We start from the raw sequence: 26,007 nt of genomic DNA, 5'->3' as shown, positions 1-26,007 counted from the left end.
GGCAAGGTTCCTGATAGTTTACGTCCCGATCCTGGGACAGGAGCACCGGCCGCTCTGCGGACGCCATATGGGGAGGGAACCTCGCAATGTCATCGGACTCGACCGCGATCGTCTTCGGCACCGCGCAGGTGAAACGCGCCAGATACGCGATCGCCGCGGTGTTCACCGTGCACGGCGCCGTCACCGGCAGCTTCGCCACCCGGGTCCCCTGGATCCAGGAGCACGCCGGGGTCAGCGCCGGGCAGTTGGGCCTCGCCCTGGCCTTCCCGGCGATCGGCGCCTCGCTCACGATGCCGCTGGCCGGCCGGATCAGCCACCGGTTCGGCGCCCGGAACGCGCTGCGCGGGCTGCTCGCGCTGTGGACGCTGGCGCTGGTCCTGCCCTCGCTGGCCCCCAACCTTCTGACGCTCTGCGCGGGCCTCTTCGTCTACGGCGCCTCGGCCGGTATGTCCGACGTGGCGATGAACGCGCTCGGCGTGGAGGTCGAGAACCGCCTCGACCGGTCGATCATGTCCGGTCTGCACGGCATGTGGAGCGCCGGTGCGCTGATCGGCTCGGCAGCGGGCACGGTGGCGGCCCACATCGGCGCCGACGCGCGCCTCCACCACCTCCTGGCCGCGCTGGCCCTGACCGCGCTCGGTCTCCTCGCCTGCCAGGGGGTACTGGATCTGCGCAGCGAGGCGGACGAGGAGCCGCCGCCGCGCTTCACCCTCCCGCCCAAGTCGGCGCTGGTGATCGGCGCGATCGGCTTCTGCGCCGTCTTCGCCGAGGGCGCGAGCATGGACTGGTCGGCCGTCTATCTGCGGGACGTCATCGACTCCTCCGCGGGTCTCGCGGCGGCCTCCACCACGGCCTTCGCGCTGATGATGACGGTGGCGCGGCTCGCCGGGGACCGCATCGTGGACCGCTTCGGTGCGGTCAGGTCGGTCCGGGCGGGTGGAGTGCTCGCCACGGCGGGCGGGGTTCTGGTGGTCCTCTCCCCCGGAGTGGTGGGCGTCCTGTGCGGCTTCGGGCTGATCGGCCTCGGGGTGGCGGTCGTCGTCCCGCTGGCCTTCGCGGCGGCCGGGCGCAGCGGTCCGAACCCGAGCCAGGCCATCGCCGGTGTCGCCACCATCACCTACACCTCGGGGCTGATCGCCCCGTCCGCGATCGGTTCGCTCGCGGAGGCGACCTCGCTGGTCGTGTCGTTCGGCCTGGTGACGGTGCTCGCCTTCGGCCTGGTGCTCGGGGCCGGTGTGCTGCGGGGAGCCGACCGCAAGGTCGCCGGCTCGGTGCCCGTACCGGGTGGTGTGGTGGCGAAGAGCCCTTCGGAGGGCTGACCGAGGAAGCCGCCGGGGCGTCCGGAACCGTCAGACCAGGTGCAGGCGGGCCTCGTCGGCGCCTCGTGCGGCGGCCACCACCCCGGCCTCCGCCTCCAGGGCCCGGCGCACCGGGGCGGTGAGCGGGGCGAACGGCGCGACGGTGATCGCGACCGCGCGTCCCGCCGCCTTGGCCCGCCAGGTCCCCGCGGGCTCGGCGCCGACCAGCAGCACGCCCGCCCCGCCGATCGCCCGCCAGACCTCCTTGCGACGGCCCTCGTCGGGGACGAGGAGCTCCCGGTCACGGCCCTGGAGGAACGGGTCGCCCGGCGGCAGCAGCCGTACCGTCGTGCCGGGGCCGGGCTCGGGCGGGCCGGTGTCCGGACCGGCCAGCCAGGCGGTACGCCCCCCGCCGCCCTCGCCGGTCACCTCGACCTCCAGCAGACCTTCGGGCCAGACCGCCCGGACGACCGGGGTGCGCACACCGAGGTACTTCGCCACCTCGGCCGGGCCGGCCGGGCCGTGCAGGTGCAGGTAGGCGCGGACCAGGGCGTCGGTACCGTGTGCGGCCTCCGGGAGCGCGAACCCCGGTTCCAGCGGGGAGAGCGTCGTACCGCCCCCGGAGGTGACGCGCACCCCGCCGAAGAGCCCGGCCTGCTGGAAGAGGAGGCCGGAGACGTGCCGTGACCCGCAGGTGGCGCAGTCGAAGGTGAGCGAGGGGTCCACCAGCGCGCTCACCTCCCCGCTGACCACCCCTTTGGGCTTCGGCCCGGTCACCACGGTCCGGAGTGCCTCGGCGGTGGTCCGGAAGGCGCGCAGCCCGAGCTTCGCGCCCTCCTTGATGGCCGTCGTACGGATGCGGGCCTCCGCGTCGGCGTCGTCCAGCGGCCAGAGCGCGGCGGCCAGCGCGGGCAGCGCGTCCGCCCGGTGCAGGTGCGGGGCACCCCGGAACGTCCAGACCCGCTCCAGACCGTCGGGCGGGACCCCGCGCGCGGCCAGGGCGAGCCGCGCCGATCCTGCCGGGGTGTCCTGCACCCCGAGCACACCCAGTTCGCCGAGGTCGGGCGTGCCGGAGGAACGGTCCAGTCCGTGGGCGGCGAAGCGACGGGCGAGGATCTTCGCCCTGTCCATGCCGATCGCGGGCCCGGAATGCCCGGTCGCCGGTGATCCGCTCTTCCCGGTCATGACTCCGCCGTCCGCCGTTCTGTCGTGGTGGGGTCCATCATCGTCCGTAGCGGTGAGCCCCGCAGGCGTTCGGGGACGACGCGCCCGGCGCCTTCCTCGGGTGAGCCCGGCGAAAGGGGACTCGATGTCCGCCGGCCACTTCTCCCGCTTCTCCCGGGACACGGACCTCACGCTCGGCAAGCTGCTCCACTGGATGCGCTTGATGCCGATCTTCTTGAACCCCCCGGTGAGGAAGGCCTTCTTGACGGCGTTGCCGAAGTCGAAGCGGCAGATCGCCTGCGGAACCGTCATGGCTTCCCGCACCGTCGCGCAGCAGCTGCCCTCAGCTGCCCTCATAGGGGTGAGTCCCGTTCCGCGCGCGTCCGCCCGGAGCGCCCGTCGCCGACTCCAGGCCCGGACCACGAGGGTGCCCTCATGACGGCCACGCCCCCGCCGGCACACCGGCCACCCCGGTGCGAGCCCGAGCCACCGGCGACAGCCGCAAGGAACGGGCGGCCCGCACCGTGACCGCGCTCAAGGAGGCGGCCCGCCAGATCTTCACGGAAAAGGGTTTCCTGGGCGCGAGGATCAGCGACATCCCGGCGGGGGCCGGCCGCGCGGCGGGGTCGTGCTGCCACCACTTCCCGAGCAAGGAGGCCGTGCTGGAGGCCCCCTCGGTGCTCCGTGACCACCTGCACGAGATGGAGCGCGCGGGGAGGGTCCCGCCGGGCAGGGGACCTGGTGGCCACGGCCATGAGGGGAATGCTCGACGCGTTCTCGCGGAACGCGCTTCTGGCGGAGGACGTTTCCCGGCGCCCGGACGCCGGAAGACGACGAGGCGATCGACATGCTCACCGCATTCGTCCTGCACGGCATCGCGGGGGCCGGGCACCGCCTGACGGGCGTTCACCCCGGCCTCAGCCCCGGTCGTACCCCGGGTTCTCCGGCTCCCGCAGGGGAGGTTCGCCGGTCATGTGGGCGGGTGCCAGGGCCCGCAGGGCGTGGTAGCCGAGGACCACGACCAAGGTCCCCAGCGCGATGCCGCTCAGCTCGAAGTTGTCCGTGAAGGTCAGGCTGACGCCGCCGATCCCGATGATGACTCCGGCCGCCACCGGCACGAGGTGCAGCGGGTTGGCCAGGTCGACGCCGGAGCGGACCCAGATCTGGGCGCCCAGCAGGCCGATCATGCCGTAGAGGATGACGGTGATGCCGCCGAGGACCCCGCCGGGGATCGCCGCGACGAAGGCGCCGAACTTGGGGCAGAGCCCGAAGAGGATCGCGAAGCCGGCCGCGCACCAGTAGGCGGCGGTGGAGTAGACGCGGGTCGCCGCCATCACCCCGATGTTCTCGGCGTACGTGGTGGTGGCGGGACCGCCCACCGAGGTCGCGACCATGGTCGCCGCGCCGTCCGCCATGATCGCCGTGCCGAGCTGGTCGTCCAGCGGGTCGCCGGTCATCTCGCCGACGGCCTTGACGTGTCCCGCGTTCTCCGCGATGAGGGCGATGACCACGGGCAGGGCGACCAGGATCGCCGATCCGGAGAAGCTCGGGGCGTGGAGGTCCGGCAGACCGATCCAGCTCGCGTCGCCGACCCCGGACAGGTCGAGGCGCCAGTGGTCCACGGACTCGGTACCGCCCGCCGGGGAGTGGATGCGGCCGAAGATCCGGTCGAGCACCCAGGAGAGGACGTAGCCGAAGGCGAGCCCGAGGAAGATCGCGATGCGGGACCAGAATCCGCGCAGGACGACCAGGGCGAACCCGGTGAAGGCCATGGTGGCGAGCGCGGTCCACTGGTCCTGGGGCCAGTAGGTGCCGGCCGTCACCGGGGCGAGGTTGAAGCCGATGAGCATGACCACCGCGCCGGTGACCACCGGCGGCAGCACCATGTGGATGATCCGCGCGCCGAGTGCGCGCACCACCGCCCCGCAGAGGAAGAGCACGGCTCCGACCACCAGCAGCGCGCCGGTGAGGGTCGAGGCGTCGCCGCCCTGCGTCGCGATCACGGCGGCGACGCCGACGAACGACAGGCTGCTCCCCAGGTAGCTGGGGATACGGCCCCGGGTGACGAGCAGGAACAGGATGGTGGCGACACCGGACGCCATGACGGCGAGGTTGGCGTCCAGGCCCATCAGGACCGGCGCGACGAAGCACGCGCCGATCATGGAGACCACGTGCTGGGCCCCGAGCCCGACCGTCCGGCCCCAGGTCAGCCGCTCACCGGGCTTCACGACCTCCCCCGGCCGCAGATGCTTCCCGTCGCCGTGCAGCTTCCAGCCGAAGCCCGCCATGATCACTCCTCAGCTCGTGTCACGGCTCCGCGCGGTGACGGGCTCGTGCCCGTGCCTTCGCCGGGCACCGCCGCACACCCGTCGCCCGTCGGCGCCCTCGGCGGGCGTACGCGCGCACCCCCGCGGAACGATGACGCAAAAGGACCTTTCTAGCCGAATCAATCCCCGTTGGCCAAAACGTTCATCCTCGCGTACGGGTGACTGACCTGCGGGAAACGGTCCTGACCCTGCGTCGGCGGTGTCGCGCCGGGCCGGCTTCAGCCCGTCGCGAGTGCGTACGCGTACTCCGGGCTGAACTCCCCCGCCTCCGCCGAACAGCCGTCGGACTCCCCCGGCGGTTTCACCCACAGGTACGCGTCGATCCGGGACTCGCCCGTACGCGTCGTCGGGGCGCTGCCGAGGGCCCGGCCCGGCGGGTCGCACCAGGCGCCGTCCGCCGGGGGGCCGTTGCCGTTGCGGCTGGTGTCGATGACGGCGCCCATGCCGGGCGGTCCGCCGAGGGCGTCCAGCACCCTGCGCGCGTAGGCGGTCTCGTCGGCGGTGCGGCGGAAGTTCGAGACGTTGGTGAAGATCCCGTCGCCGTACCGGGCGGCACCCGCCGCCCGGAGCAGGGCCGCCTGCTCGGCCACGCCGTTCCAGGCGGAGTGACCGCCGTCGTAGTAGACCCTGGCCCGCGGGTTCGCGGCGTGCAGGGTCCGGCCCGCCCGTGCCAGCGAGGCGAAGCGAGCGGCGCGGGCGTCCGCCGTGAGGCAGTCGGAGTCCGCCACGGCGTCGGGTTCGAGGACCACGATCACCGGTCCGCCGCCGAGCCCCGCCGCGAAGGCGCGCATCCAGTCGTCGTACGCGCCCAGGTCCGGCGCCCCGCCCCCGGACGCGCCGCCGCAGTCGCGGTCCGCGATGGCGTACGGCACCAGGACGGGGGTGCGACCGGCCGCCGAGGCGGCCCGGGTGACGGCCGCCACCCGGCCGGTGATCGTGGCCGGGTCGTACGAGGCGAACCAGACGGCGGTCGGCCGGTTCGCCATCCGGGACTCCAGCACCGGGCGGAGCGGATCCTCCCGGTGTCCGGCCGTCCACTCCAGGAGCTGGGAGTCCGGGTACCGGTAGAGCGCGGGCAGCCGGGCCGCCCCGCCGGTCGCGGGCGTCGGCGACGGGGACCGGGGAGCCGCCGCCGGGGACGGGCTCGCCGCCGTCCCCGCCACGGGCCCGCCCGGCCGGCGTGCCGGGGACGGGGAGGGTGGCGGTGGCGGAGCGGTGGTGGGGCCGCCCGGCAGAGGCGCGTCGAGGGCGGACGGGCCGGGCAGCGCAGTGGCGCGCTCGTCGCCGCCCGCCCCGGTGGTCAGCACGGCGGCGGCGGCCACGGCGGCGACGAGGGCCGCGGCGGCGCTCATGAGCGCGTGCCGGCGGGCGGCACGGCGTTCCGTACGGGCGGCGCCCCGGCGCCCCGCGGGGAACTTCCCCGGACGCCGCGGGACTTCGCGGACACGGTCCGGCACTCCACACCATCCTTCCGGGGCACCGGGGTTCGTCCGATCCGATGAACTCCGGCCCGGTCGCCGCCGCGTCGAGACTACGGCTGGGACGCTGCGGTCATGGCGCAGTTGGAACAGATCGCGGACGAGGCCCCGCCGGGCCCGGGCCCGGCCGTGGAGACGGCACCCACCAGCATCGCGGACGTCATCGCACGCATGCGCGACCTCGGGGCGCTGTGCCCCGAGGGGGACGGCGTAGGGGCCTTCAACCAGGTCTATCTGGCGGTCACCGAAGCCATCGGCGGTGAGCTCGACGCGGGCGGCTTCACCGACCGAGCGGCCACGTCGGTGCTGGACGTCCGGTTCGCGGAGCGCTACCTGACCGCGATCGGCACCGCGGAGCGGGGCGGCCCTGCGCCGGAGTGCTGGCGCCCGCTCCTGCAGTTCCGGCGTCACCCGGGGGTACGCCCGATTCAGTTCGCCCTCGCGGGCATCAACGCGCACATCGGCCACGATCTCGCACTGGCGGTGGTGGACACCTGCCGTACGCTCGGCTGCGCTCCACCGGACCTGGAGGATGAGTTCGAGCGCGTGGGCGATCTCCTCGTGCTGCTGGAGGAGCGGATCCGCGAGGAACTGATGCCCGGACCGGATCTGCTGGAGGTCGCCGACCCGCTGACCCATCTGCTGACGTCCTGGAGCCTCCAGCGGGCCCGGGACGGCGCCTGGTCGGCGGCGAAGGTGCTCTGGCGGCTGCGGGCGGTCCCGCCGCTCGCCGAGGAGTTCCGGCAGCGTACGGACGCGGCGGTCGGCCTGGTCGGACGTTTCCTGCTGACCCCCTGCCGCTGAACCGCCGCCCGCCGCCGCCCGGGTGGACCGGGAGGCGGCGGGCGGGTGTCAGTCCTCCGGGAGTTCCACCGGGGCTATCTCGTCGAAGAGGTCGCCGGGGCCCGGGTTGGTGGGGTCGGTCGAGCCGCCGAACTGGTTCATCACGCCCCAGACGGCGTTCAGCGCGGTCTGCACGGCGCCCTCGGCCCAGCCCGCCGTCCAGGAGATGTCGTCACCGGCCAGGAAGATGCCCCGCTTGTCGGCGGGCAGCCGGTCCTGCATGAAATGGGTGAACAGCCGCCGCTGGTAGCGGTAGTGGCCGGGCAGGTTCGCCTTGAACGCCCCCATGAAATAGGGCTCGTTCTCCCAGGAGACGGTCACCGGGTTGCCGATCACGTGCTTGCGGATGTCGACGTTCGGGTAGATCTCGCCGAGCGACTTCAGCATGACGTCCATGCGCTCGTTCGGGGTGAGCGGCAGCCACTTCAGGCTGTCGTCGCACCAGGTGTACGAGAGGCAGATGACAGCGGGCTCGTCAGGTCCGTCGTCCAGCAGGTAGGTGCCCCGGGTCATCCGGTCGGTCAGCGTCATCGACATGGTGTCGCGGCCGGTGACCTCGTCCTTGTCCAGCCAGAAGGGGCGGTCGACGGGCACGAACAGCTTGGACGACTCCATGTAGTGGGTGCGCTCCATCGCCGTCCAGTGGTCGATCGGGAAGAGCTCGTCGTCGCAGGCGATCTTGGAAAGCAGCAGCCAGGACTGCCCGGTGAAGACGACGGCGCGGTAGGTGCGGATGTCGCCGTCGGCGTCCGTGACGGTGACGCGGTTGCCCGCGGTGCGGTCGAGCCGGGTGACGGCGGGCCGGGGGTCGCCGCCGTGCAGGGAGGAGAGCGAGGTGCCGGACGGCCAGTGGACCATCTTCACCGGTTCGCGCTCCCACAGGCGCAGCGGGAGCTGCTGGCTCCCTCCGACGATCCCCCGGTGGTGGTCGTCCGCCTCGGTGTAGACGACCCGCAGGATCTCCAGGATGGAGTTGGGGAAGTCGGTGTCCCAGCCGCCGGTGCCGAAGCCGACCTGGCCGAAGATCTCGCGGTGGCGGAAGGACTTGAAGGATGTGGACGCGCACAGGAAGCCGTAGAAGGTCTGGTTGTCGAGCTGCTCCACGAGCCGCGCCCAGATCTCACGGATGCGCGGGACGTCCCGCTCGCGCAGGGCCCGGTTCATGTCGGAGAAGTCGGCGCCCTCCTCCAGGCAGGCGTTCCACGCGTCCATCACGTCGCGGTAGACCTGGGGCAGGTCGTCGATGGTGCGCGCGTAGTGCGACTCGCCCTTGAGGTCCACGACGGTCGAGGGGGTCGTCGGGGAGAGCGGGTTGGGGAACGGCCGGGTCTCCAGGTCCACCAGGTCGATGTAGTGCTGGAGCGCGGTGGACGAGGGCGGGAACCGCATCGCGCCCATCTCGGCGGTGAGCGACGGGTCGCAGCCGTCGAAGCCCACGGTGCGCAGCCGCCCGCCGATCCGGTCGGCCTCGTAGAGGACCGGGCGCAGGCCCATCTTCATCAGCTCGTAGGCGGTGATGATGCCGGAGAGACCGCCGCCGACGACCGCGACCTCCTGCCCGTGCTCGGTGGCGGGGATCTGGCCGAGCCCCGCGGGGTGGGCGAGGAAGTCGTCGTACGCGTACGGGAAGTCCGGGCCGAACATGGTGATCGGCGGGGCGGTGTCGGCGTGCGGGACGGCGTTGGGCACCGTGGACGTCATGGGGTGCGGACTCCTTGCGAGGACGGGCGGGGCGGACGACGGAAGCGGGCCGGCCCTCACACGGGGCCTACGGGCGGGGCGGCCCTCAGGCGGGGCGGGCGAGCGGGCCGTACAGCTCGGGGCGCCGGTCGGCGAGGTACGGGTTGGTGGCACGCGAGGCGGCGAGGAGGGCGGTGTCCACGTCCCCGGTGACGAGTTCCTCGCCGCGTCCGGCCCGGGCGCGCACCGCGCCGTCGGGCCCGGCCAGGCAGCTCAGCCCGACGAACTCGAACTCGCCTTCCCGCCCGGCCCTGTTGACGTAGGCGATGTACATCTGGCTCTCGAAGGCGCGTACCGGTACGACGGACTCGGCGACGAACTGGAAGGGGTGCATCTGCGCCGTGGGCACGGCCAGGAAGTCGGTGCCGGCGAGGGCGTGGGCCCGGACGTTCTCCGGGAACTCGACGTCGTAGCAGATCAGCAGCCCGACGCGGACACCGTCGAGTTCGGCCTGGACGACGGTCTGCTCGCCGGGGGTGAACCAGGTGTGCTCGAAGTCGCCGAAGAGGTGGGTCTTGCGGTAGTCGGCGAGGGCGGTGCCGTCGGGGCCGACGAGTCGGGTGGCGTTGTGGATCAGCTCGCCCGCGCGCTCCGGGTAGCCGTACAGGACGGCGATCCGGTGCCGGGCGGCGAGGGCGGCGACGGCCCGTGCGCCGGGGCCGTCCGAGGGCTCGGCCAGGCGGGGCACGGCATCGCCGATCGCGTAGCCGGTGAGGTACATCTCGGAGGTCACCAGCAGCCGGGCCCCACCGGCGGCGGCGCGCGCGGCCGCGCGGTCGAGGGCTTCGAGATTCGCCGTCACGTCGTGAGGGGTGCCGGAGCTCTGGAACAGGGCGGTACGCAACGGCGGCATGGCTGACCTCGGGAGGGGCGGCGGGGGGCTATCCGAAGGTACGTTTCGCGCCCCGCCGTCGACAAGGCGCGAGCGTTGCGCACCGACCGTCGATCCGTTGCGTCCGACGACCCTTCTGCGGCGATTCGTTGCGTACGCTGTCGTCGCAGGTCAGAAGGGTGATCCAGGTCTCAGCGCGGAGGGCCGGGGCGGGTTTCTCCCACTCGGCCGGTGCGCCTCAGACGTAGCGGCGGACCAGCGGGGAGAGCACCAGGACGGACTTCGTCCGCTCCACGTAGGGCTCGCTCGCGATGCGTTCGAGTACCTGCTCGAAGTGGCGCATGTCCGCCGCGAAGACCTGGACGACGGCGTCCGCCTCGCCGGTGACGGTGGAGGCGGACGCGATCTCCGGGTAGCGCGAGAGCCCGTTCCTGATCGAATCCGGAGAGGTGTTGCGGCTGCAGAAGATCTCGATGAAGCCCTCGGTCTCCCAGCCCAGCGCCGAGGGATCGACCCGCACGGTGAACGCCGTGATCGCCCCCTGTTCGCGGAGCCGGTCGACGCGGCGTTTCACGGCGGGCGCGGACAGGCCGACGAGGGCGCCGATGTCGGCGTAGGACCGTCGGGCGTCTTCGGCGAGGGCGTGGACGATGCGTTCGTCGAGTTCGTTCAGGCGCACGTCGGGCGGTTCACTTCTCTGCGAGGGGGCGGTGCGGGGGCGGTGGTGCCGCCCCCGCAGTAGACCACGGGCGCCCCTCGCCGGGGTGCCCACCGCGTGGCGGGACGAGTCTCGCGGAACGGTCCCCTGCGGCGATGCCGCGAAACGGCTCAGAAGGGGAACCGCGTGCGGCCCCGCTGGATCGAGATCCACTTCTGGGTGGTGAAGGAGTCGATCGTCGACTCGCCGTTGAGGCGGCCGAGGCCCGAGTTCTTCACGCCGCCGAACGGGACGATGGGCTCGTCGTTCACGGTGCCGTCGTTGATGTGGATCATGCCGGTGTGGATGCGCTGCCCGACCCGGACGCCGCGCTCGATGTCCCCGGTGTGCACGGCGCCGCTGAGGCCGTACGGGGTGTCGTTGGCGATCCGGACGGCCTCGTCCTCGCCGTCGAAGGGCACGATCAGCGCGACGGGACCGAAGATCTCCTGCTGGAGCACGGGAGAGTCGGCGGAGAGGCCGGTGAGCACGGACGGGCTGACCAGGTTGCCGTCCGTGGTGCCCCGCAGCAGCGCGGTGGCACCGCCGGCGACGGTCTGCTCCACCAGCTTGGTGACGGCCTCGGCCTGGGTGGAGTTGATCAGCGGCCCGATCTGGGTGGCCGGGTCGGCCGGGTCGCCTACGGTCAGGGAGGCGACCTTGGCGACGAACTTCGCGGTGAACTCGGCCTCGACGGAACGGTCGACCAGGATGCGGTTGGCGGCCATGCAGACCTGGCCCTGGTGGACGAAGCGGCTGAAGACCGCGGCGTCGACGGCGTAGTCGACGTCCGCGTCGTCCAGGACGATGAGCGCGCTGTTGCCGCCGAGCTCCAGGACGACCCGCTTGAGGTGGGCGGCACCGACGGTCGCCACGTGCCGGCCGACCTTGTCGGAGCCGGTGAAGGAGATGACCCCGGGGACCGGGTGCTCCAGCAGGGCGTCGCCGATCTCGGCGATGTCGGTGACGACGACGTTCAGCAGCCCGGCCGGGAGGCCGGCGTCCTCGAAGATCTTGGCGATGAGTGTGCCGCCGACGATCGGGGTGTTCTGGTGCGGCTTGAGGACGACCGCGTTGCCGAGCGCGAGCGCGGGCGCGACCGACTTCAGGGAGAGCAGGAAGGGGAAGTTGAACGGGCTGATGACGCCCACCACGCCGACCGGCTCGCGGTAGACGCGGTTCTCCTTGCCCTCGACCGGCGAGGGCAGCAGCTGGCCGGTGGGGCGCAGCGCGATCTGGATCGCCTCGCGGAGGAACTCCTTGGCGAGGTGCAGTTCGAAGGCGGCCTTGAGGCGGGTGCCGCCGAGCTCGGCGACGATCGCGTCACCGATCTCGGGCTCGCGCTCCTCCACGATCCGCAGCGCCTTCTCCAGCACCCCGCGCCGGGCGTACGCGTTGGTCTCGGCCCACGTCCGCTGGGCGCGCTCCGCGGCCCGGTAGGCCTCATCCACCTCTTCGGCCGTGGCGACCGGGATGGAAGCGAGCTTCTCCCCGTCGAACGGGTTGAAGTCGATGATGTCCCAGGAGCCCTTGCCGGGCCGCCACTCGCCGTCGATGTACTGGTGGGCCAGGTCAGTGAAGAAGGACATGAGATCCCTTACCGCAGAGTGGGCGGGTGACTGAACGGAACTCATATTACTTACGTCGCAGCGGAGTTGAAGCAACAGACCGGCCCACGAAGGAGCTCGACCGGAGGACGGGCGTACGACTGTGCCCCCCGCGGTCGGACACCGCGGGGGGCACAGGAGTCGTTCAGGTCCAAAGCGACCGGCGGGATCAACTCCAGCTGGCGTGGAGGGGCTTGCCCTCGGCGTATCCGGCGGCGCTCTGCACGCCGACGACCGCCTTCTCCGCGAACTCCTCCAGGGAGGCGGCGCCGGCGTAGGTGCAGGACGAGCGGACGCCCGCGATGATCGAGTCGATCAGGTCCTCGACGCCGGGCCGCGTCGGGTCCAGGAACATCCGCGAGGTGGAGATGCCCTCCTCGAAGAGCGCCTTGCGGGCCCGGTCGTAGGCCGACTCGTCGGACGTGCGGTTCTTCACCGCGCGGGCCGAGGCCATGCCGAACGACTCCTTGTAGTACCGGCCGTCGGCCGACTGCTGGAGGTCGCCGGGCGACTCGTACGTACCGGCGAACCAGGAGCCGATCATCACGTTGGACGCACCGGCCGCGAGGGCCATGGCCACGTCGCGCGGGTGGCGGACGCCGCCGTCCGCCCAGACGTGCTTGCCGTACTTCTTCGCCTCGGCGGCGCACTCCAGGACCGCGGAGAACTGCGGCCGGCCCACTCCGGTCATCATCCGGGTGGTGCACATGGCACCGGGGCCGACACCGACCTTGATGATGTCGGCGCCCGCCTCGATGAGGTCGCGCACGCCTTCGGCGGCGACGATGTTGCCCGCGACGATCGGGACCTTCGGGTCGAGGGCACGGACCGCGCGGACCGCGCTGATCATCGATTCCTGGTGGCCGTGGGCGGTGTCCACCACGAGGGTGTCCACGCCGGCGTCCAGGAGCTGCTTGGCCTTGCCCGCGACGTCTCCGTTGATGCCGACGGCGGCGGCGACACGCAGCCGGCCCTCGGCGTCGGTGGCGGGGGTGTACAGGGTGGCGCGGAGAGCGGCCTTGCGCGTGAGGATGCCGACCAGCCGCCCCTGAGCGTCGACGGCGGGAGCGAGCTTGCGGTGGGCCGTGTCGAGCCGGTTGAAGGCCTCGCGGGGGTCGATGTCCGCGTCCAGCACGACCAGATCCCTGGACATGACCTCGGAGAGCTGCGTGAAGCGGTCCACACCGGTCAGGTCGTGGTCGGTGACGACGCCGACCGGCTTCCCGTCCTCGTCCACCACGACACCCGCGCCGTGCGCGCGCTTGGGCAGCAGCGAGAGGGCGTCCGCGACGGTCTGGCCGGGAGCCAGCACGATCGGGGTGTCGAGGACGAGGTGGCGCGTCTTGACCCAGGAGACGACCTCGGTGACGACCTCGATCGGGATGTCCTGCGGGATGACGACGAGACCGCCGCGACGGGCGACGGTTTCGGCCATCCGCCGACCGGCGATGGCGGTCATGTTGGCGACCACCAGCGGGATGGTCGTCCCCGTGCCGTCGGGCGCGGAAAGATCCACTCCTTGGCGCGATCCGACCGCCGAACGCCCCGGAACCATGAAGACGTCGTCGTACGTGAGGTCGTACGGGACGGACGGGGTGTCTGAGTAACGGCCGGTGCCAGGTTCGAGAAAACGCATGACACCCATGGTTCCACGGGAATCGCCGCAGGTCGTCCCGGAAAAGGCACAGCAATGGCCACCATCGCTCGTAGGTTCCTACAGGAGCGCACGGCGGCGGACCGCCGGACCACATCCCGACCGGCGGAACCTACCCCGATCCGATGGCGCGTACACACCACCTCCAGACAATCGAACAAGATTCGAATGCGTGGCGGTCTTCCTTGCTGGACCAGGTGACAAGCAGTCAGGTAGTTTCACCATCCGCAGGTCTTGGAGGCACCCCGGGGCACCGATGGAACGTCCCCGGCCGCCCGTCACGCGAATGACCGGAGAGGACCCGGATCCGCCCGTGGAAAGTGAACTGCCGGACATTTACTGCCCGTTCCCTCAGCGCACGAATCCGCACGTCGGGCACACCCGAGAGCACCTCGACAGCTGGACGCGCAGCACCGGGCTGGTGCACCGCGAGTCCGCGCGCGAGCGGTTCGAACAAGCCGACTTCGCGGCGTTCGTCGGCATGGTCCACCCCACGGCGGATCCCGGTCAGCTGGACCTGGTGGCCGACTGGTTCGTCTGGCTGTTCCTCGTCGACGACCAGCTCGACGACGGCCATCTCGGCCGCGACCCCGAGCGGGTGCGGCACGTCGTCGCCCGGATGCGTGCCGTGGTGGACGGCACCGCCCCGGACCCGGAGCCCGGCGAGGACCTGCCCAGAGCCGTCGTGGCTCTGACCGATCTGTGGGAACGCACGGTTCCGGACGTGCCTCCGCACTGGCGGACCCGGTTCGCCTTCCACCTGGTGGCCTACCTCACCACGGCCACGACCTGGGAGGCGGGGAACCGCGCGGACGGCGTCGTCCCGTCCGAGGAGACCTACATCGCCAAGCGCCGTCACACCGGCGCGATACACGTCTGCATGGACCTCATAGAGATCGTCGCCGGGATCGAGGCCCCCGCGTCGATCCACAACGACCCCCGGTTCATCACCGCGCTCGAAGCCGCGTGCAACGTGGTGTGCTGGGCGAACGACGTCTACTCCTACGAGAAGGAGCAGGTCCTCGGCGAGATCCACAACCTCGTCCACCTGGTCCGCCACCACCGCGGGCTCGGCGAACAGGAGGCGCTGGACCTGGTCGCGGAGCGGATAGCCACGGAGACGGAGCGGTTCCTGACCGCGGAGGACGAACTCCTGGAGCTGTACCCCCAGCTCTCCGGCCTGCTGGTGCCCTATCTGGACGGCATGCGCAGCTGGATGCGCGGCAACCTCGACTGGTCCATGCGGACGCCCCGGTACAACCCCGCCGACGTCAGCCAGTACGAGGAGCCCGGGCAGTACCTGGAGGAAGCGGTGCTCGGCATCGCGGCCGACCGAGCCGGCCACGCGCGGGGCTGAGAGCCCCGTCCGGAACGGCGAAGAGGCCGGCACCCCGTCGCGGGGTGCCGGCCTCTTCGCTTCTCGGGTACGGAGATCCGTCAGTGGCCGTCCGGGTCGGCCCGCTCCAGGGCCGGCCTGATTCCGGCGGCCGACTCGGTCAGCAGGTAGTCGGCGGCGGCGGTGTCCGTCACCAGGCTGGTCACCAGGCCGGAGCGGAGCACCGCTCCGATCGCCGCGGCCTTGCGCTGGCCGCCCGCGATGGCCACGACCTCGGGGATGCGGCGGAGCCGGTCGGCCTCCACGGTGATGCAGCGCTCGCCGAGATCCCGGCCGACCCGGCGCCCGTCGGCGTCGAAGAGGTGGGCGGACATCTCGGCCGCCACGCCGAGGGAGGCGTAGTGGGCGCGCTCTTCGTCCGACAGCATGTCGTGGACGGTGGAGATGCCCGGCTCCCAGGAGCCGATGGAGACCGCCGCGACGGTGACCTTGTCGAAGTAGTCGAAGGCGCGCGCGATCCCCGTCTGATTGCGGAGCGCGGCGGCGGTGGCCGGGTCCGGGAGCAGCATCGGGGCGTAGATGGGGTGTGCCTCGCCGCCGGAGACCTGGGCGGCCCTGCGGACCGCTTCCACCGATCCGCGCTCGGCCGTGCCCGCGTCGTACACGCCGGTCAGCTGGACCACCGTGCACGGCGGGAGCTGGTCGAGCGCCGCCGCCATGTGGATGGTGGACCGTCCCCACGCCAGTCCGAGGACATCGCCCTCGGTCACCAGTTCGCCGAGCAGATCGGCCGCGACCTCGCCCAGGTTCTCCGGGTCGGGGGCGTCGTCCTGCTCGTCCGCCGGGGACTCCACGACGACCGCGTGGCGCAGCCCGTACCGGGACCGCAGCGCGTCGGAGCGCTCCGCGTCCAGCTCGGCCGGCACCCGGATCTCGATGCGCACGAGATCACGTTCGAGGGCCGTCTCCAGGACCCGGGCCACCTTGAAGCGGCTGACGCCGAACTCCTCGGCGATCTGGATCTTGGACTTCCCCTCCAGATAGAACCGCCGAGCCATGGCCGCCGCCTGCACGAGCTCCGCGGGGCCCATCCGCATGGCTGACCGACCCGCCGAGATGCCAGACACCGCGATCTCCTCACTGCTGTTCACACGCCCGTTACGCCGTTCATCCTGTCAGATCCGGCGAACTTGATCGGCCTCGTCGGGCCGCGTTCATCTGCCCTTGGCTCAGTGGCCGCATGCCCAGGGCGCGGCGGCCGTCGCCGCCTGTGCCTTGGCCCGCAGCGCGCGCACCGCCTCGGCCGGGTCCGACGCCCCGTACACCGCCGAACCCGCGACGAACACGTCGGCGCCCGCCTCGGCACAGCGCTCGATGGTCTCCGCGGAGACCCCGCCGTCGATCTGCAGCCACAGGTCGAGGCCGTGCTGGGAGATCAGGTCCCGGGTACGGCGGATCTTCGGCAGCATGATGTCGAGGAACGCCTGCCCGCCGAAGCCCGGCTCCACGGTCATGATCAGCAGCATGTCGAGCTCGGGGAGCAGGTCCTCGTACGGCTCGATGGGCGTCGCCGGCTTGAGCGCCATCGACGCCCGGGCGCCCTTGGCGCGGATCTCCCGTGCGAGCCGGACCGGGGCCGCCGCCGCCTCCACGTGGAAGGTGACGGAGCCGGCGCCGACCTCGACGTACTGCGGCGCCCAGCGGTCCGGGTCCTCGATCATGAGGTGGCAGTCGAGCGGGGTGTCGGTGGCCCGGCTCAGCGACTCCACGATGGGCACACCGAGAGTCAGGTTGGGCACGAAGTGGTTGTCCATCACGTCGACGTGGAGCCAGTCGGCACCCTGCACCGCCTTCGCCTCATCGGCGAGACGGGCGAAGTCGGCGGAGAGAATGCTGGGGTTGATCTGGGCCATGCCCCAAGCCTGCCATGCTCCGGACCGCTTCCCCGCCACAGGGAGCCCCAAAGCCTCACGGGGTGGTCACGGTTCGGGCAACGCACGCCGTACGTGCTCCCGTACGCCGGGAGGAAGGGGCTCGGACGGATCGCGTCCGGCCGCGGACGCGCCCCGCCGCCCGGGACGCGTCCGCGGCCGGACGGTCAGCCCGTGCGCCGCAGCAGCGCGAGGTACATCGCGTCGGTGCCGTGCAGGTGGGGCCAGAGCTGGACGTCGGGGCCGTCGCCCAGGGCGGGGACACCCGGCATCAGGGGGCGGGCGTCCACCCACTCGGCTTCGACCGGGTCGCCGCCACGCCCCTTCAGGACGTCCTCCACCACGGTCCGGGTCTCGGCGAGGTGGGGCGAGCAGGTCGCGTAGCCGACGACCCCGCCGACCCGTACCGCCTTGAGTGCCTCGCGCAGCAGTCCGCGCTGGAGCGGGGCGAAACCCTCCAGGTCCTCGGGGCGGCGACGCCAGCGCGCTTCGGGGCGGCGGCGCAGCGCACCCAGACCGGAGCACGGCACGTCCATCAGGATGCGGTCGAAGCTGCCGGGCAGCCACGGCGGGCGGGTGCCGTCGGCGGTGATCACCTGGTACGGGCCCGGGTTGCCGGCCAGTGCCCGCTCCACGAGCCGCGCACGGTGCGGCTGCTTCTCGGCGGCGAGCAGAGCGGCGCCCCGCCCGGCGGCGAGCGCGGCCAGCAGGGCGGCCTTTCCGCCGGGACCGGCGCAGCCGTCGAGCCAGCGGGTGTCGTCGCCCTCCAGCGGGGCGTTGGCGAGGGCGGCGGCGACGAGCTGGCTGCCCTCGTCCTGCACACCGGCGCTGCCGTCCCGTACGGCGGCCAGCGCGCCGGGCTCGCCGCCCTCGGCCATGCGTACGGCATAGGGCGACCAGCGGCCGGGGAGCGACTGCTCCTCCCCCAGGGCGTCCGCGAGTTCAGCGGTGGTGGACCGGCCGGGGCGGGCGACCAGGGTGACCTCGGGGCGCTCGTTGTCGGCTTCGAGGAGGTCCTCGATCCCGGCCCGGCCGCCGCCGAGGGAGTCCCACAGGGCGGATACCACCCAGCGCGGATGCGAATGGACCACGGCGAGGTGGGCTTCGGCGTCCTCGTCGAAGGGCGGCGCGACCTGGTCGAGCCAGGCGTCCAGGTCCTTCGCGGTGACCTTGCGCAGCACCGCGTTGACGAACTTGGCCCGCCCCTCCCCCAGCACCACGCGCGCCAGCTCGACGCTGGCGGAGACGGCGGCATGGGTGGGGATGCGGGTGCCCAGCAGCTGGTGCACGCCCATGTTGAGTACGTCGAGCACCGGCGGGTCGACCTCGCGCAGCGGCCGGTCGATGCAGGCCGCGACGATCGCGTCGTACGTGCCCTGCCGGCGCAGCGTCCCGTAGACCAGCTCCGTCGCCAGCGCCGCGTCGCGGCTGTCGAAGTCACCCTTGGCGCGGGCCTTCTTCAGCAGCGGGGGAAGCACGAGGTTGGCGTAGGCGTCGCGCTCGTCGACCGCCCGCAGTGCCTCGAAGGCCAGGAACCGCACCGGGTCCTTCTTCGGGCGGCGGTGGGGCTGGGCGGGACGGCGACGCGGCTGGTCGTTCACGTGAAAGGTGCTCCGCTGATGGTGAGGGGGCGAACCCACCCAGCCTACGTCGCCGCCGCGCGGGCCGCGGAACCAGTGCCGGGCGCGGACGCCGGTGCCGCACCCGGCAAGCTCCGCTCCGTCCCGGCGCTGGAGTCCGAGTCGCGGCGCTGGAGTCCGAGTCGCGGCCCTAAGGGCTGTCCCGCAATTCGTGGTGGATCAGTGCGCGGCGTCAGATGCGGTGCATCGCAAGGCGGAGGGGCGTCCGCATACTGGATGTATGTGGACGTTCCGACAACGCGGCGAGGTGCCGTAGCTGTCGTCGCGCACCCGCCAGGAATTGCGGGACAGCCCTTAGAGTCCGAGCAGCTCGCCGGGGGCGAGGCGGACACCGCGCGCCCAGTCGGCGGCCTGCATGGGCTTCTTGCCCTGCGGCTGCACCCAGAGCAGCTCGACGGCGTGCGAGCCGGTGCCCACGTACACGTTCTTCTTGGTGGCCGAGATCTCGCCCGGGGCCAGGTCGTGGCGGTCGATCACGGGAGTGGCCTGGACGAGCTTGAGCCGCTCGCCGCGGAAGAGCGTCCAGGCGCCGGGGGCGGGGGTGCAGCCGCGCACGATCCGGTCGACCCGCAGGGCGGGCGCCGACCACCGCACCTGGGCGTCCTCGACGGTGATCTTCGGGGCGAGGGTGACTCCGTCGGCCGGCTGGGGGACGGCGTGCAGGGTGCCGTCCTCGATGCCGTCCATCGTCGCGGCGAGCAGCCCCGACCCGGCGAAGGCGAGCCGGGTCAGCAGGTCACCGCTGGTGTCGGTGGGACGGACCTCCTCGGTCAGGACTCCGTAGACGGGCCCGGAGTCGAGCCCCTCCTCGATCAGGAAGGTCGAGGCTCCGGTGACCTCGTCCCCCGCCATCACGGAGTGCTGCACGGGGGCGGCGCCGCGCCAGGCGGGAAGCAGCGAGAAGTGCAGGTTGACCCAGCCCCGGGCGGGGATCTCCAGAGCCGCCTTCGGCAGCAGCGCGCCGTAGGCGACGACCGGGCAGCAGTCCGGGGCGATCTCCCGGAGCCGCGCCAGGAAGCCCTCGTCGCGCGGCCGGACCGGCTTGAGGACCTCGATCCCGGCCTCCTCGGCGCGCTCGGCGACCGGGCTGGCGACCAGCCGCCGCCCCCGGCCCGCCGGTGCGTCGGGACGCGTGACGACGGCGGCCACCTCGTGGCGGCCGGAGGCGATGAGTGCGTCCAGGGCGGGGACTGCGACCTCGGGGGTGCCTGCGAAGACGAGCTTCATGGGTGGCTGACTGCCTCTCGGGCGGGCGTACGGTGACGAGCGACGCACCAGTCTAAAGCGCAAGGCCGTGAAGTTAAGACGTGGGCGTTGGCGTCAAGATCTTGATGTTGAGGGTGGCTGTGTGGGTGTGCCGGTCGACTCTGAGGCTTTTGTATGCGTATCGGGATAGGGGTCGTTTCACCGCTCGGGGGCTGACGCGGAGGCGGCGGGCGGGCATGAGCTGGTCCAGGACGGCTCGGCCGATCGTTCCGACGAGGTCGATCGCGGTGTCGGCGATGATGCCTGCGGCTCGGACGATCTGATCGCGGGCGCATCGTAGTGCGACGCTGAAACTTCCCCGGTCGGGGTCGGCTCCGGGTGTGGTCCCGGTGGCGTCGGCGATCGCGATCCGCAGGGCCTGGTAGGCGCTCAGGAGGGCGTAGACCTCCTGGGAGATGCCTGCACAGGTCTGGGAGCGCAGGACTCGTCGGCCCAGCATCGACTTCTTGATCGCGAAGTAGGCAGACTCCACTTCCCATCGCTCGTGATAGAGGCTGACCAGGTCGGATGCCGGGTATCGGTGGTGGTCGAGGAGGCTGGTGGCCATTCGGTAGAGGCCGGTCGTGCGGCCCTGGCTGGTGATGATGGTGATCTCGCATTCGATGATGCGGACTTCGAGGCCGCCGAAGCGGGAGAGGTGGGAGCCGTCCTCGAAACGCTCCAGGACCGGAGGTCTGCGGGCGGCCGAGATACGGGCCAGGAAGGCGGCCTCGGTGCCGGCGACGGCGGTCAGGAACGGATTGCCGGAGAAGCCCCGGTCGAGAAGGACGATCATTCCCGCGTGCAGGGAACGGGTCAGTCGTGTGCCGTAGACGGTTTCGCCGCTGGTGCGGGGGCCGAAGGCGGCGTCCAGGACCGCGCGGGTGCCGCAGGCCACCAGCGCGGTCAGGCAGATCTGCGGGTAGCCGGAGGTCCCGTACTGGTTGGTGATCCCGCCCAGACGGGCCCGGTGCAGCGGGCTGTCGGGGACGTCGAGGCAGGTACCGTCGATCGCGACGGTCAGCAGGCCCTTGAAATGGGCGCCGGCGGTACGGATCGCCGTGGCCGGCCCGCGCAACAGGTCGAACAGGGCCTGCATGGGACGCGCCCCCAGGCGTGTCCGGGCGTGCCAGAGCGCCGTGCCGGTCACGTTCGCGACCGGTATCGCCTCCAGTGAGGCAGTGAGCTTGCGCCAGACCGCCAGGTAGCCGCAGTCGTCGAAAAGGGCCGCGGCCAGCAGCAGGTAGACCACCACCCGGGCAGGGATCTTCCGCAGCCGCTGCTGGACCGCACCTGTTTCGGCAAGGGCCGCGTCGACCATCTCGAACGGGACGATCCGGGTGAGTTCCCCCAGATGCCCGGGAGCGAACAGGCCCTTGGCTACCGTGATTTCACTCGTGATGACACACTGATCGGACAGCGGAGCCTCCGGTGCTGTGAACGGCTGTCTTGGTCGACTGCCAGTTCTACCGGGGCTCCGCTTCTCACGTCCCGGATCGCACCAGATCAACCCACACGCCAACCCGTCCCCCGAGCCGTAACTTCACGGCCTTGGTCTAAAGCGTGTCGCGAAAGTAGCGCCGTCCGCCCGGAGGGCGGGTCCGGCGGCGCCTGGCACGCATGAGCGTGCCGCGCCGGCCGTGGACGCCCTCCGGGGAGCGGTCTCCGGTACGTGCGGCCGCGAGGCGGACCGAGGTCCTCCCTGCCCCGCCGCGGTGTTCGGAGAGCCCCTAGCTAGCCCTGGCAGCTCCGCCGCGCGTGCCGCCGGGAACACCGGTGCGCCCGCCGCGCCAGGCGCCGCCGCCGCCCCGGCCTGAAGGGACATCGGTGCGGCGCCGACCAGGGGGCGCACACGCGGCGTACGCCCGGCGCACATGCGGAAACGGCCGGAGAGCGTGACCACAAGGGCGGTCGGGCGTTGGTCAAAGGAGATTGACCGAAGCGAGTCGCCGCGCTGCGGCGGCCCGATCCCTTTCAACGCCGGTTCGAGAGGCTTCTTCATGGCCGACCACGCAACGCACGACGCCCAAGCGCGGGCCAGTCTGCATCTCCTGGTGCGGGACATCGAGCGGGTCAGGCGGCAGGTGGACGCGCTGCGCACCCTCACCGCGCAGCTGGGCAACGTCTACCGTCCGCGCCGCTCGGGCCCCTCCGCGGGCTTCGTGGTCTACGGGCGGGCCCCCGCCCCCACGGTCCGTCTGGCCCAGGAGCTGCGGGACAGCGTCGAGACGCTCGTCACCGCGGCGGTCGACTTCGACCGTTCGCTGGGCTTCTCCTGGGACGCGGTGGGTTCGGCCCTGGGCGTCACCAAGCAGGCGGTCCACCGCCGTTACGGCGCGCGCCGTAACGCGTCGCAGCCCGCCGGGGAGGGCACCGAGGCCGCCGCCGGGCGTTCCGGACCCGCCACCACCGAACCGGGACCCCCGCACGGCACGGGTACGCCGATGCCGTCGGTGCCCGCGGCCCGGTCGATGCCTCCGCAGCCCGCGCCGGGCGCTCCGCTCCGCGGGGACGTGCGGCCGGGCGCCTTCCCCGGCCCGCGCAACGGCTGAGGCCACGGCTGACGCGACGGCTGAGGCACCACGGGCCACCGCTCGCGGGCCGGCCGGCCACCGACGGGCCTGTCGGCCATCGGACCCCGTGATCCGCCCGGGAGCATCCGGCGTCAGCCGATGTCGGGCGGATCGATCCTGATGTGTACGGGCTCCGCTCCGCCCTTGGCCGTCCGCGCGGCCTGAGCCGTCTTCAGCGCGGCGGCGAGCGCGGCACCGCGCCCGGGGACCACCCGGATCAGCAGCCGCTCCCAGGTCTCGCCCTGCGGCGCGTCCCCGGTCCGGCGCGGTCGCCCCGGTCCGGCCGAGGGCACTGGTACGGGCCCCAGGATCTCCGCCTCCGGCGGCAGGCTCGCGCTCTGGAGGAACGCGGTGAGCGCCCCGGGCGAGCCCGTCACCGAGGCCATCCGGGATACGGGCGGGAAGCCGAGCTCGGCACGCTCGGCCAGCTCCCGGCGGGCGAACCCGGCGGGGTCCCACCGCACCAGGGCCTGGACGGGGCCGAGCGTCGGTTCGGCGACGACGACCACCGCGCCGCCCTCCTCCTGGCCCCGGACCAGCGAGGCGGCGGCGATCCAGCGCCGCAGCGCCTCCTCGCCCGCCCGGAGGTCGGGCCGGCCGAGCATGGCCCAGCCGTCGAGCAGCAGGGCCGCCGCGTATCCGCCCTCGGCGACGGGTTCGGCGCCGGGGGTGCTCACCACGAGGGCGGGCTCGCCCGGCACCACGTCCAGGACGTGGTCGCGGCCCGAGGTGCGGACCGGCACCTTGGGGAAGGCGCGGCCGAGCTCGTCCGCCGTCCGCCGTGCCCCGACGATCCGCGCACGCAGCCGGGTGGCTCCGCACTCGGCGCAGTGCCAGGCGTGTTCGGGCCGCCCGCACCAGGCGCAGTCGAGTTCCCGCTGGTCCTGGGCCTGGAGCGGTCCGGCACAGTGCCGGCAGCGGGCCGGGGTGCGGCAGCGGTCGCAGGCGAGCCGGGGGGCGTATCCCCGGCGCGGGACCTGTACCAGAACCGGGCCGTCGCGCAGCCCGTCGCGCGCGGTCTGCCAGGCCAGGCTGGGCAGCCGGGCGGTACGCGCGGCGCTGTCCCGGGCCAGCTGCTCGTCGCCGATCGTGCGGATCAGGGGGGCGGCGCGCCGTACGTGGTCGCGGGGGGCGGTCAGCGGCAGGGCCCAGCCGGTCTCGACCAGCTGGGCGGCCTCCACCGTGCAGCCGGTGGCGCCGAGGAGGAACCCGCACCGCCCGTGGGCGGCCCGGAGCTCCAGTACCTCCCGGACGTGGGGGAAGGGGGCGTTGTCGTCACTGTGGCTGGAGTCCCCGTCGTCCCAGACCACCACGAGCCCCAGGTCCGCGACGGGCGCGAACATCGCCGCCCGGGTCCCGACCACCGCCCGCACCGAGCCGCGCCGGACGGCGAGCCACTGGCGGTACCGCTTCTCCGGACCGGACTCCGCGGTGAGCAGGGCGTGCAGGCCGGGGCCGAGCAGAGCGGTCAGAGCCGCGTCGACCCGCCCGGCCGCCCGGCCGTCCGGGACCACGACGAGGGCGCCGCGTCCCGAGGCGAGGGTGGCCGCGACGGCGCGGGCGATCTCGTGCGGCCAGTGCGGGCCGGGCAGGGCGGTCCACACGGCCCGGGGTGCGCCGCCCTCGGCGAGCGCGCGCAGGAAGCCGGCCCCCTGGGCGTACCGCTCCCAGGTGCCGGGCGCGGGGGGCGGGGGCGGGGGCAGCGGCCGGGGGGAGGGACTGCTCTCGGCGCGGCTGTTGCGCGGTGGCACCGCCAGCTGGAGCACGTCGGCGAGGCTGCCGGCGTACCGGTCGGCGACCGCGCGCGCGAGGCCCAGCAGCTCGGGCCCGAGGACCGGCTCCGGCGAGACGACGTAGGCGAGCGCGGCCAGGGTGCCCTGGTAGTCGGACTCGGCCCGCCGCTCGATCAGAAAGCCGTCGATCAGCCCGCCGCCCTCGCGCCGGCCGCCCCGGACCTGGCGTCCGCCGGCGCCGAAGCGGACCCGCACCCGGACGCCGGGCTGCGCCTCGGCGTCGAGCTCCTCGGGCACCGCGTAGTCGAAGTACTGGTCGAGGTGGAGCACGCCCTTGTTCACCAGGACCCGGGCGACGGGCAGTTCGGCGGCGAGCGGCGCTCCGCGCCAGGTACGCGGTTTGGCGCGCGGCACCTTCGCCCGGCGCACGGTCTCCCGGATGAGCGCAAGCTGCTCCGGCATGCCGTCCCCGGGCTCGTCCGCCCGCTCGTCCTCGCTGCTCACAGCCACATTCCTACCAGAGAGGACCGACAGCGCACGGTGCGCGGGGAAAGGCCGGGGCCCGGACACCGTCATGGTGTCCGGGCCCCGGCCCTCGTCACGTGTGCGGGTCCGCCGCCGGCGGACCGGCCGTGGTCAGAGACCGGCGGCCGCGCGCAGCGCGTCGACCCGGTCGGTGCGCTCCCAGGTGAAGTCGGGGAGCTCACGGCCGAAGTGGCCGTACGCCGCCGTCTGGGCGTAGATCGGGCGGAGCAGGTCCAGGTCGCGGATGATCGCGGCCGGACGGAGGTCGAAGACCTCGCCGATGGCGTGCTCGATCTTGTCGGTGTCGACCGCGGCGGTGCCGAAGGTCTCGACGAACAGACCGACCGGCTCGGCCTTGCCGATCGCGTAGGCGACCTGGACCTCGCAGCGGGCGGCGAGGCCGGCCGCGACGACGTTCTTGGCCACCCAGCGCATGGCGTACGCGGCCGAACGGTCCACCTTCGACGGGTCCTTGCCCGAGAAGGCGCCGCCGCCGTGGCGGGCCATGCCGCCGTAGGTGTCGATGATGATCTTGCGACCGGTGAGGCCGGCGTCGCCCATCGGGCCACCGATCTCGAAACGGCCGGTCGGGTTGACCAGGAGGCGGTAGCCCTCGGTGTCGAGCTTGATGCCGTCCTCGATGAGCTGCGCCAGGACGTGCTCCACGACGAACTCGCGGATGTCGGGGGCGAGCAGCGAGTCGAGGTCGATGTCCGAGGCGTGCTGCGAGGACACCACGACCGTGTCGAGGCGCACGGCCTTGTCGCCGTCGTACTCGATGGTGACCTGCGTCTTGCCGTCGGGGCGCAGGTAGGGGATGGTGCCGTTCTTGCGGACGTCGGAGAGCCGGCGGGAGAGCCGGTGCGCCACGTAGATCGGGAGCGGCATCAGCTCGGGCGTCTCGTCGCAGGCGTAACCGAACATCAGGCCCTGGTCGCCGGCGCCCTGCTTGTCGAGCTCGTCGTCCTCGACGGCCGCCGCACCCAGCACCCGCTTCTCGTAAGCGGTGTCGACACCCTGGGCGATGTCCGGCGACTGCGCTCCGATGGACACCGAGACGCCGCAGGAGGCGCCGTCGAAGCCCTTCTTGGAGGAGTCGTAGCCGATCTCCAGGATCTTGTTGCGCACGAGGTTGGGGATGTCGGCGTAGGCCTTGGTCGTGACCTCACCCGCGACATGCACCAGACCAGTGGTGATCAAGGTCTCGACGGCGACGCGCGAGGTGGGGTCCTCGCGCAGGAGCGCGTCGAGAATCGTGTCGCTGATCTGGTCAGCGATCTTGTCGGGGTGACCCTCGGTGACGGATTCCGAGGTGAAGAGGCGGCGGGACACATCGCTCCCTGGGGTTGCAGCGGCTGCTGGCTGATCATGGGTGGAACGACCG

20 protein-coding genes are annotated in these 26,007 nt (G+C 72.6%); 5 read left to right on the top strand and 15 right to left on the bottom strand.

All coding sequences use genetic code 11. The features are described from left to right. Positions 1 to 86 precede the first annotated feature (86 nt). Positions 87 to 1,319 (top strand): MFS transporter, encoded by a 1,233-nt coding sequence (locus tag OHT52_RS27090; RefSeq protein ID WP_328722791.1) that lies wholly within the window; start codon positions 87 to 89, stop codon positions 1,317 to 1,319. A 30-nt stretch (positions 1,320 to 1,349) separates the two neighbouring features. Here the strand turns inward: OHT52_RS27090 and OHT52_RS27085 are convergent, their stop codons facing one another. Beyond that, positions 1,350 to 2,774, bottom strand: coding sequence for a DNA glycosylase AlkZ-like family protein (locus OHT52_RS27085; RefSeq protein WP_328722790.1), 1,425 nt, complete (start codon positions 2,772 to 2,774; stop codon positions 1,350 to 1,352). A gap of 161 nt (positions 2,775 to 2,935) precedes the next feature. Here OHT52_RS27085 and OHT52_RS27080 point away from each other — a divergent pair, with 161 nt between their 5' ends. Beyond that, complete coding sequence (locus OHT52_RS27080; protein WP_328722789.1) at positions 2,936 to 3,361, top strand: helix-turn-helix domain-containing protein; 426 nt, start codon at positions 2,936 to 2,938, stop codon at positions 3,359 to 3,361. 18 nt (positions 3,362 to 3,379) lie between these two features. Here OHT52_RS27080 and OHT52_RS27075 read toward each other — a convergent pair whose 3' ends face one another. Continuing rightward, on the bottom strand, positions 3,380 to 4,750 hold the full coding sequence (locus OHT52_RS27075; protein WP_328722788.1) for a uracil-xanthine permease family protein: 1,371 nt from the start codon (positions 4,748 to 4,750) through the stop codon (positions 3,380 to 3,382). A 257-nt stretch (positions 4,751 to 5,007) separates the two neighbouring features. Then, complete coding sequence (locus OHT52_RS27070; RefSeq protein ID WP_328723913.1) at positions 5,008 to 6,141, bottom strand: glycoside hydrolase family 6 protein; 1,134 nt, start codon at positions 6,139 to 6,141, stop codon at positions 5,008 to 5,010. 201 nt (positions 6,142 to 6,342) lie between these two features. Between OHT52_RS27070 and OHT52_RS27065 the strand changes: the two genes are divergently transcribed. Next, positions 6,343 to 7,071: a DUF5995 family protein gene (locus tag OHT52_RS27065; RefSeq protein ID WP_328722787.1), complete on the top strand. Its 729-nt coding sequence runs from the start codon at positions 6,343 to 6,345 to the stop codon at positions 7,069 to 7,071. 48 nt (positions 7,072 to 7,119) lie between these two features. On the opposite strand, the gene OHT52_RS27060 is transcribed toward OHT52_RS27065, so the two are convergent. The 5 genes from OHT52_RS27060 to OHT52_RS27040 all read right to left on the bottom strand — a co-directional run bounded on the left by OHT52_RS27060 (position 7,120) and on the right by OHT52_RS27040 (position 13,622). Then, entirely contained in the window at positions 7,120 to 8,811 is a 1,692-nt protein-coding gene (locus tag OHT52_RS27060) for a flavin monoamine oxidase family protein (RefSeq protein WP_328722786.1), read from the bottom strand. An 85-nt stretch (positions 8,812 to 8,896) separates the two neighbouring features. Continuing rightward, positions 8,897 to 9,703: a carbon-nitrogen hydrolase family protein gene (locus tag OHT52_RS27055; RefSeq protein ID WP_328722785.1), complete on the bottom strand. Its 807-nt coding sequence runs from the start codon at positions 9,701 to 9,703 to the stop codon at positions 8,897 to 8,899. 217 nt (positions 9,704 to 9,920) lie between these two features. Beyond that, positions 9,921 to 10,361 (bottom strand): Lrp/AsnC family transcriptional regulator, encoded by a 441-nt coding sequence (locus OHT52_RS27050; RefSeq protein WP_328722784.1) that lies wholly within the window; start codon positions 10,359 to 10,361, stop codon positions 9,921 to 9,923. A gap of 149 nt (positions 10,362 to 10,510) precedes the next feature. Beyond that, a complete protein-coding gene (locus OHT52_RS27045; RefSeq protein WP_328722783.1) occupies positions 10,511 to 11,968 on the bottom strand; it encodes an aldehyde dehydrogenase family protein in 1,458 nt (485 codons plus the stop codon). A gap of 187 nt (positions 11,969 to 12,155) precedes the next feature. Continuing rightward, positions 12,156 to 13,622: a GuaB1 family IMP dehydrogenase-related protein gene (locus OHT52_RS27040; RefSeq protein WP_328722782.1), complete on the bottom strand. Its 1,467-nt coding sequence runs from the start codon at positions 13,620 to 13,622 to the stop codon at positions 12,156 to 12,158. A 331-nt stretch (positions 13,623 to 13,953) separates the two neighbouring features. Between OHT52_RS27040 and OHT52_RS27035 the strand changes: the two genes are divergently transcribed. Continuing rightward, positions 13,954 to 14,997, top strand: coding sequence for a terpene synthase family protein (locus OHT52_RS27035; RefSeq protein WP_328722781.1), 1,044 nt, complete (start codon positions 13,954 to 13,956; stop codon positions 14,995 to 14,997). Positions 14,998 to 15,077: 80 nt separating this feature from the next. On the opposite strand, the gene OHT52_RS27030 is transcribed toward OHT52_RS27035, so the two are convergent. The 5 genes from OHT52_RS27030 to OHT52_RS27010 form a co-directional block, all read right to left on the bottom strand. Then, positions 15,078 to 16,073: a sugar-binding transcriptional regulator gene (locus OHT52_RS27030; protein ID WP_328723912.1), complete on the bottom strand. Its 996-nt coding sequence runs from the start codon at positions 16,071 to 16,073 to the stop codon at positions 15,078 to 15,080. Positions 16,074 to 16,205: 132 nt separating this feature from the next. Continuing rightward, positions 16,206 to 16,889 carry a ribulose-phosphate 3-epimerase gene (rpe, locus tag OHT52_RS27025; protein ID WP_328722780.1) on the bottom strand — a complete coding sequence of 228 codons (684 nt, stop codon included), beginning with the start codon at positions 16,887 to 16,889 and terminating at the stop codon, positions 16,206 to 16,208. Between the two features lie 185 nt (positions 16,890 to 17,074). Continuing rightward, a complete protein-coding gene (locus OHT52_RS27020) occupies positions 17,075 to 18,508 on the bottom strand; it encodes an RsmB/NOP family class I SAM-dependent RNA methyltransferase (RefSeq protein WP_328722779.1) in 1,434 nt (477 codons plus the stop codon). 333 nt (positions 18,509 to 18,841) lie between these two features. After that, positions 18,842 to 19,774, bottom strand: a complete 933-nt coding sequence (gene fmt, locus OHT52_RS27015) for a methionyl-tRNA formyltransferase (RefSeq protein WP_328722778.1) — start codon at positions 19,772 to 19,774, stop codon at positions 18,842 to 18,844. A 73-nt stretch (positions 19,775 to 19,847) separates the two neighbouring features. Beyond that, positions 19,848 to 21,146 (bottom strand): IS4 family transposase, encoded by a 1,299-nt coding sequence (locus tag OHT52_RS27010; RefSeq protein WP_328723911.1) that lies wholly within the window; start codon positions 21,144 to 21,146, stop codon positions 19,848 to 19,850. Positions 21,147 to 21,792: 646 nt separating this feature from the next. Between OHT52_RS27010 and OHT52_RS27005 the strand changes: the two genes are divergently transcribed. Next, positions 21,793 to 22,344 carry a hypothetical protein gene (locus OHT52_RS27005; RefSeq protein WP_328722777.1) on the top strand — a complete coding sequence of 184 codons (552 nt, stop codon included), beginning with the start codon at positions 21,793 to 21,795 and terminating at the stop codon, positions 22,342 to 22,344. A gap of 113 nt (positions 22,345 to 22,457) precedes the next feature. Here OHT52_RS27005 and OHT52_RS27000 read toward each other — a convergent pair whose 3' ends face one another. Further along, positions 22,458 to 24,602 (bottom strand): primosomal protein N', encoded by a 2,145-nt coding sequence (locus OHT52_RS27000; RefSeq protein ID WP_328722776.1) that lies wholly within the window; start codon positions 24,600 to 24,602, stop codon positions 22,458 to 22,460. 132 nt (positions 24,603 to 24,734) lie between these two features. Then, the gene (gene metK / locus OHT52_RS26995) at positions 24,735 to 25,955 is read right to left on the bottom strand and encodes a methionine adenosyltransferase (RefSeq protein WP_327174679.1); all 1,221 of its coding nucleotides are present in this window, start codon (positions 25,953 to 25,955) and stop codon (positions 24,735 to 24,737) included. Positions 25,956 to 26,007 lie beyond the last annotated feature (52 nt).

This window comes from Streptomyces sp. NBC_00247 (genome assembly GCF_036188265.1).
Taxonomy (GTDB): domain Bacteria; phylum Actinomycetota; class Actinomycetes; order Streptomycetales; family Streptomycetaceae; genus Streptomyces.
This window is presented reverse-complemented; position numbering and strand designations above follow the sequence as displayed.

Coding starts and splice junctions, on each gene's coding strand:
- OHT52_RS27090 (WP_328722791.1), top strand. CDS start 87: ATGTCATCGGACTCGACCGCGATCGTCTTCGGCACCGCGCAGGTGAAA.
- OHT52_RS27085 (WP_328722790.1), bottom strand. CDS start 2,774: ATGACGGTTCCGCAGGCGATCTGCCGCTTCGACTTCGGCAACGCCGTC.
- OHT52_RS27075 (WP_328722788.1), bottom strand. CDS start 4,750: ATGGCGGGCTTCGGCTGGAAGCTGCACGGCGACGGGAAGCATCTGCGG.
- OHT52_RS27070 (WP_328723913.1), bottom strand. CDS start 6,141: ATGAGCGCCGCCGCGGCCCTCGTCGCCGCCGTGGCCGCCGCCGCCGTG.
- OHT52_RS27065 (WP_328722787.1), top strand. CDS start 6,343: ATGGCGCAGTTGGAACAGATCGCGGACGAGGCCCCGCCGGGCCCGGGC.
- OHT52_RS27060 (WP_328722786.1), bottom strand. CDS start 8,811: ATGACGTCCACGGTGCCCAACGCCGTCCCGCACGCCGACACCGCCCCG.
- OHT52_RS27055 (WP_328722785.1), bottom strand. CDS start 9,703: ATGCCGCCGTTGCGTACCGCCCTGTTCCAGAGCTCCGGCACCCCTCAC.
- OHT52_RS27045 (WP_328722783.1), bottom strand. CDS start 11,968: ATGTCCTTCTTCACTGACCTGGCCCACCAGTACATCGACGGCGAGTGG.
- OHT52_RS27040 (WP_328722782.1), bottom strand. CDS start 13,622: ATGCGTTTTCTCGAACCTGGCACCGGCCGTTACTCAGACACCCCGTCC.
- OHT52_RS27030 (WP_328723912.1), bottom strand. CDS start 16,073: ATGCGGATGGGCCCCGCGGAGCTCGTGCAGGCGGCGGCCATGGCTCGG.
- rpe (WP_328722780.1), bottom strand. CDS start 16,889: ATGGCCCAGATCAACCCCAGCATTCTCTCCGCCGACTTCGCCCGTCTC.
- fmt (WP_328722778.1), bottom strand. CDS start 19,774: ATGAAGCTCGTCTTCGCAGGCACCCCCGAGGTCGCAGTCCCCGCCCTG.
- OHT52_RS27005 (WP_328722777.1), top strand. CDS start 21,793: ATGGCCGACCACGCAACGCACGACGCCCAAGCGCGGGCCAGTCTGCAT.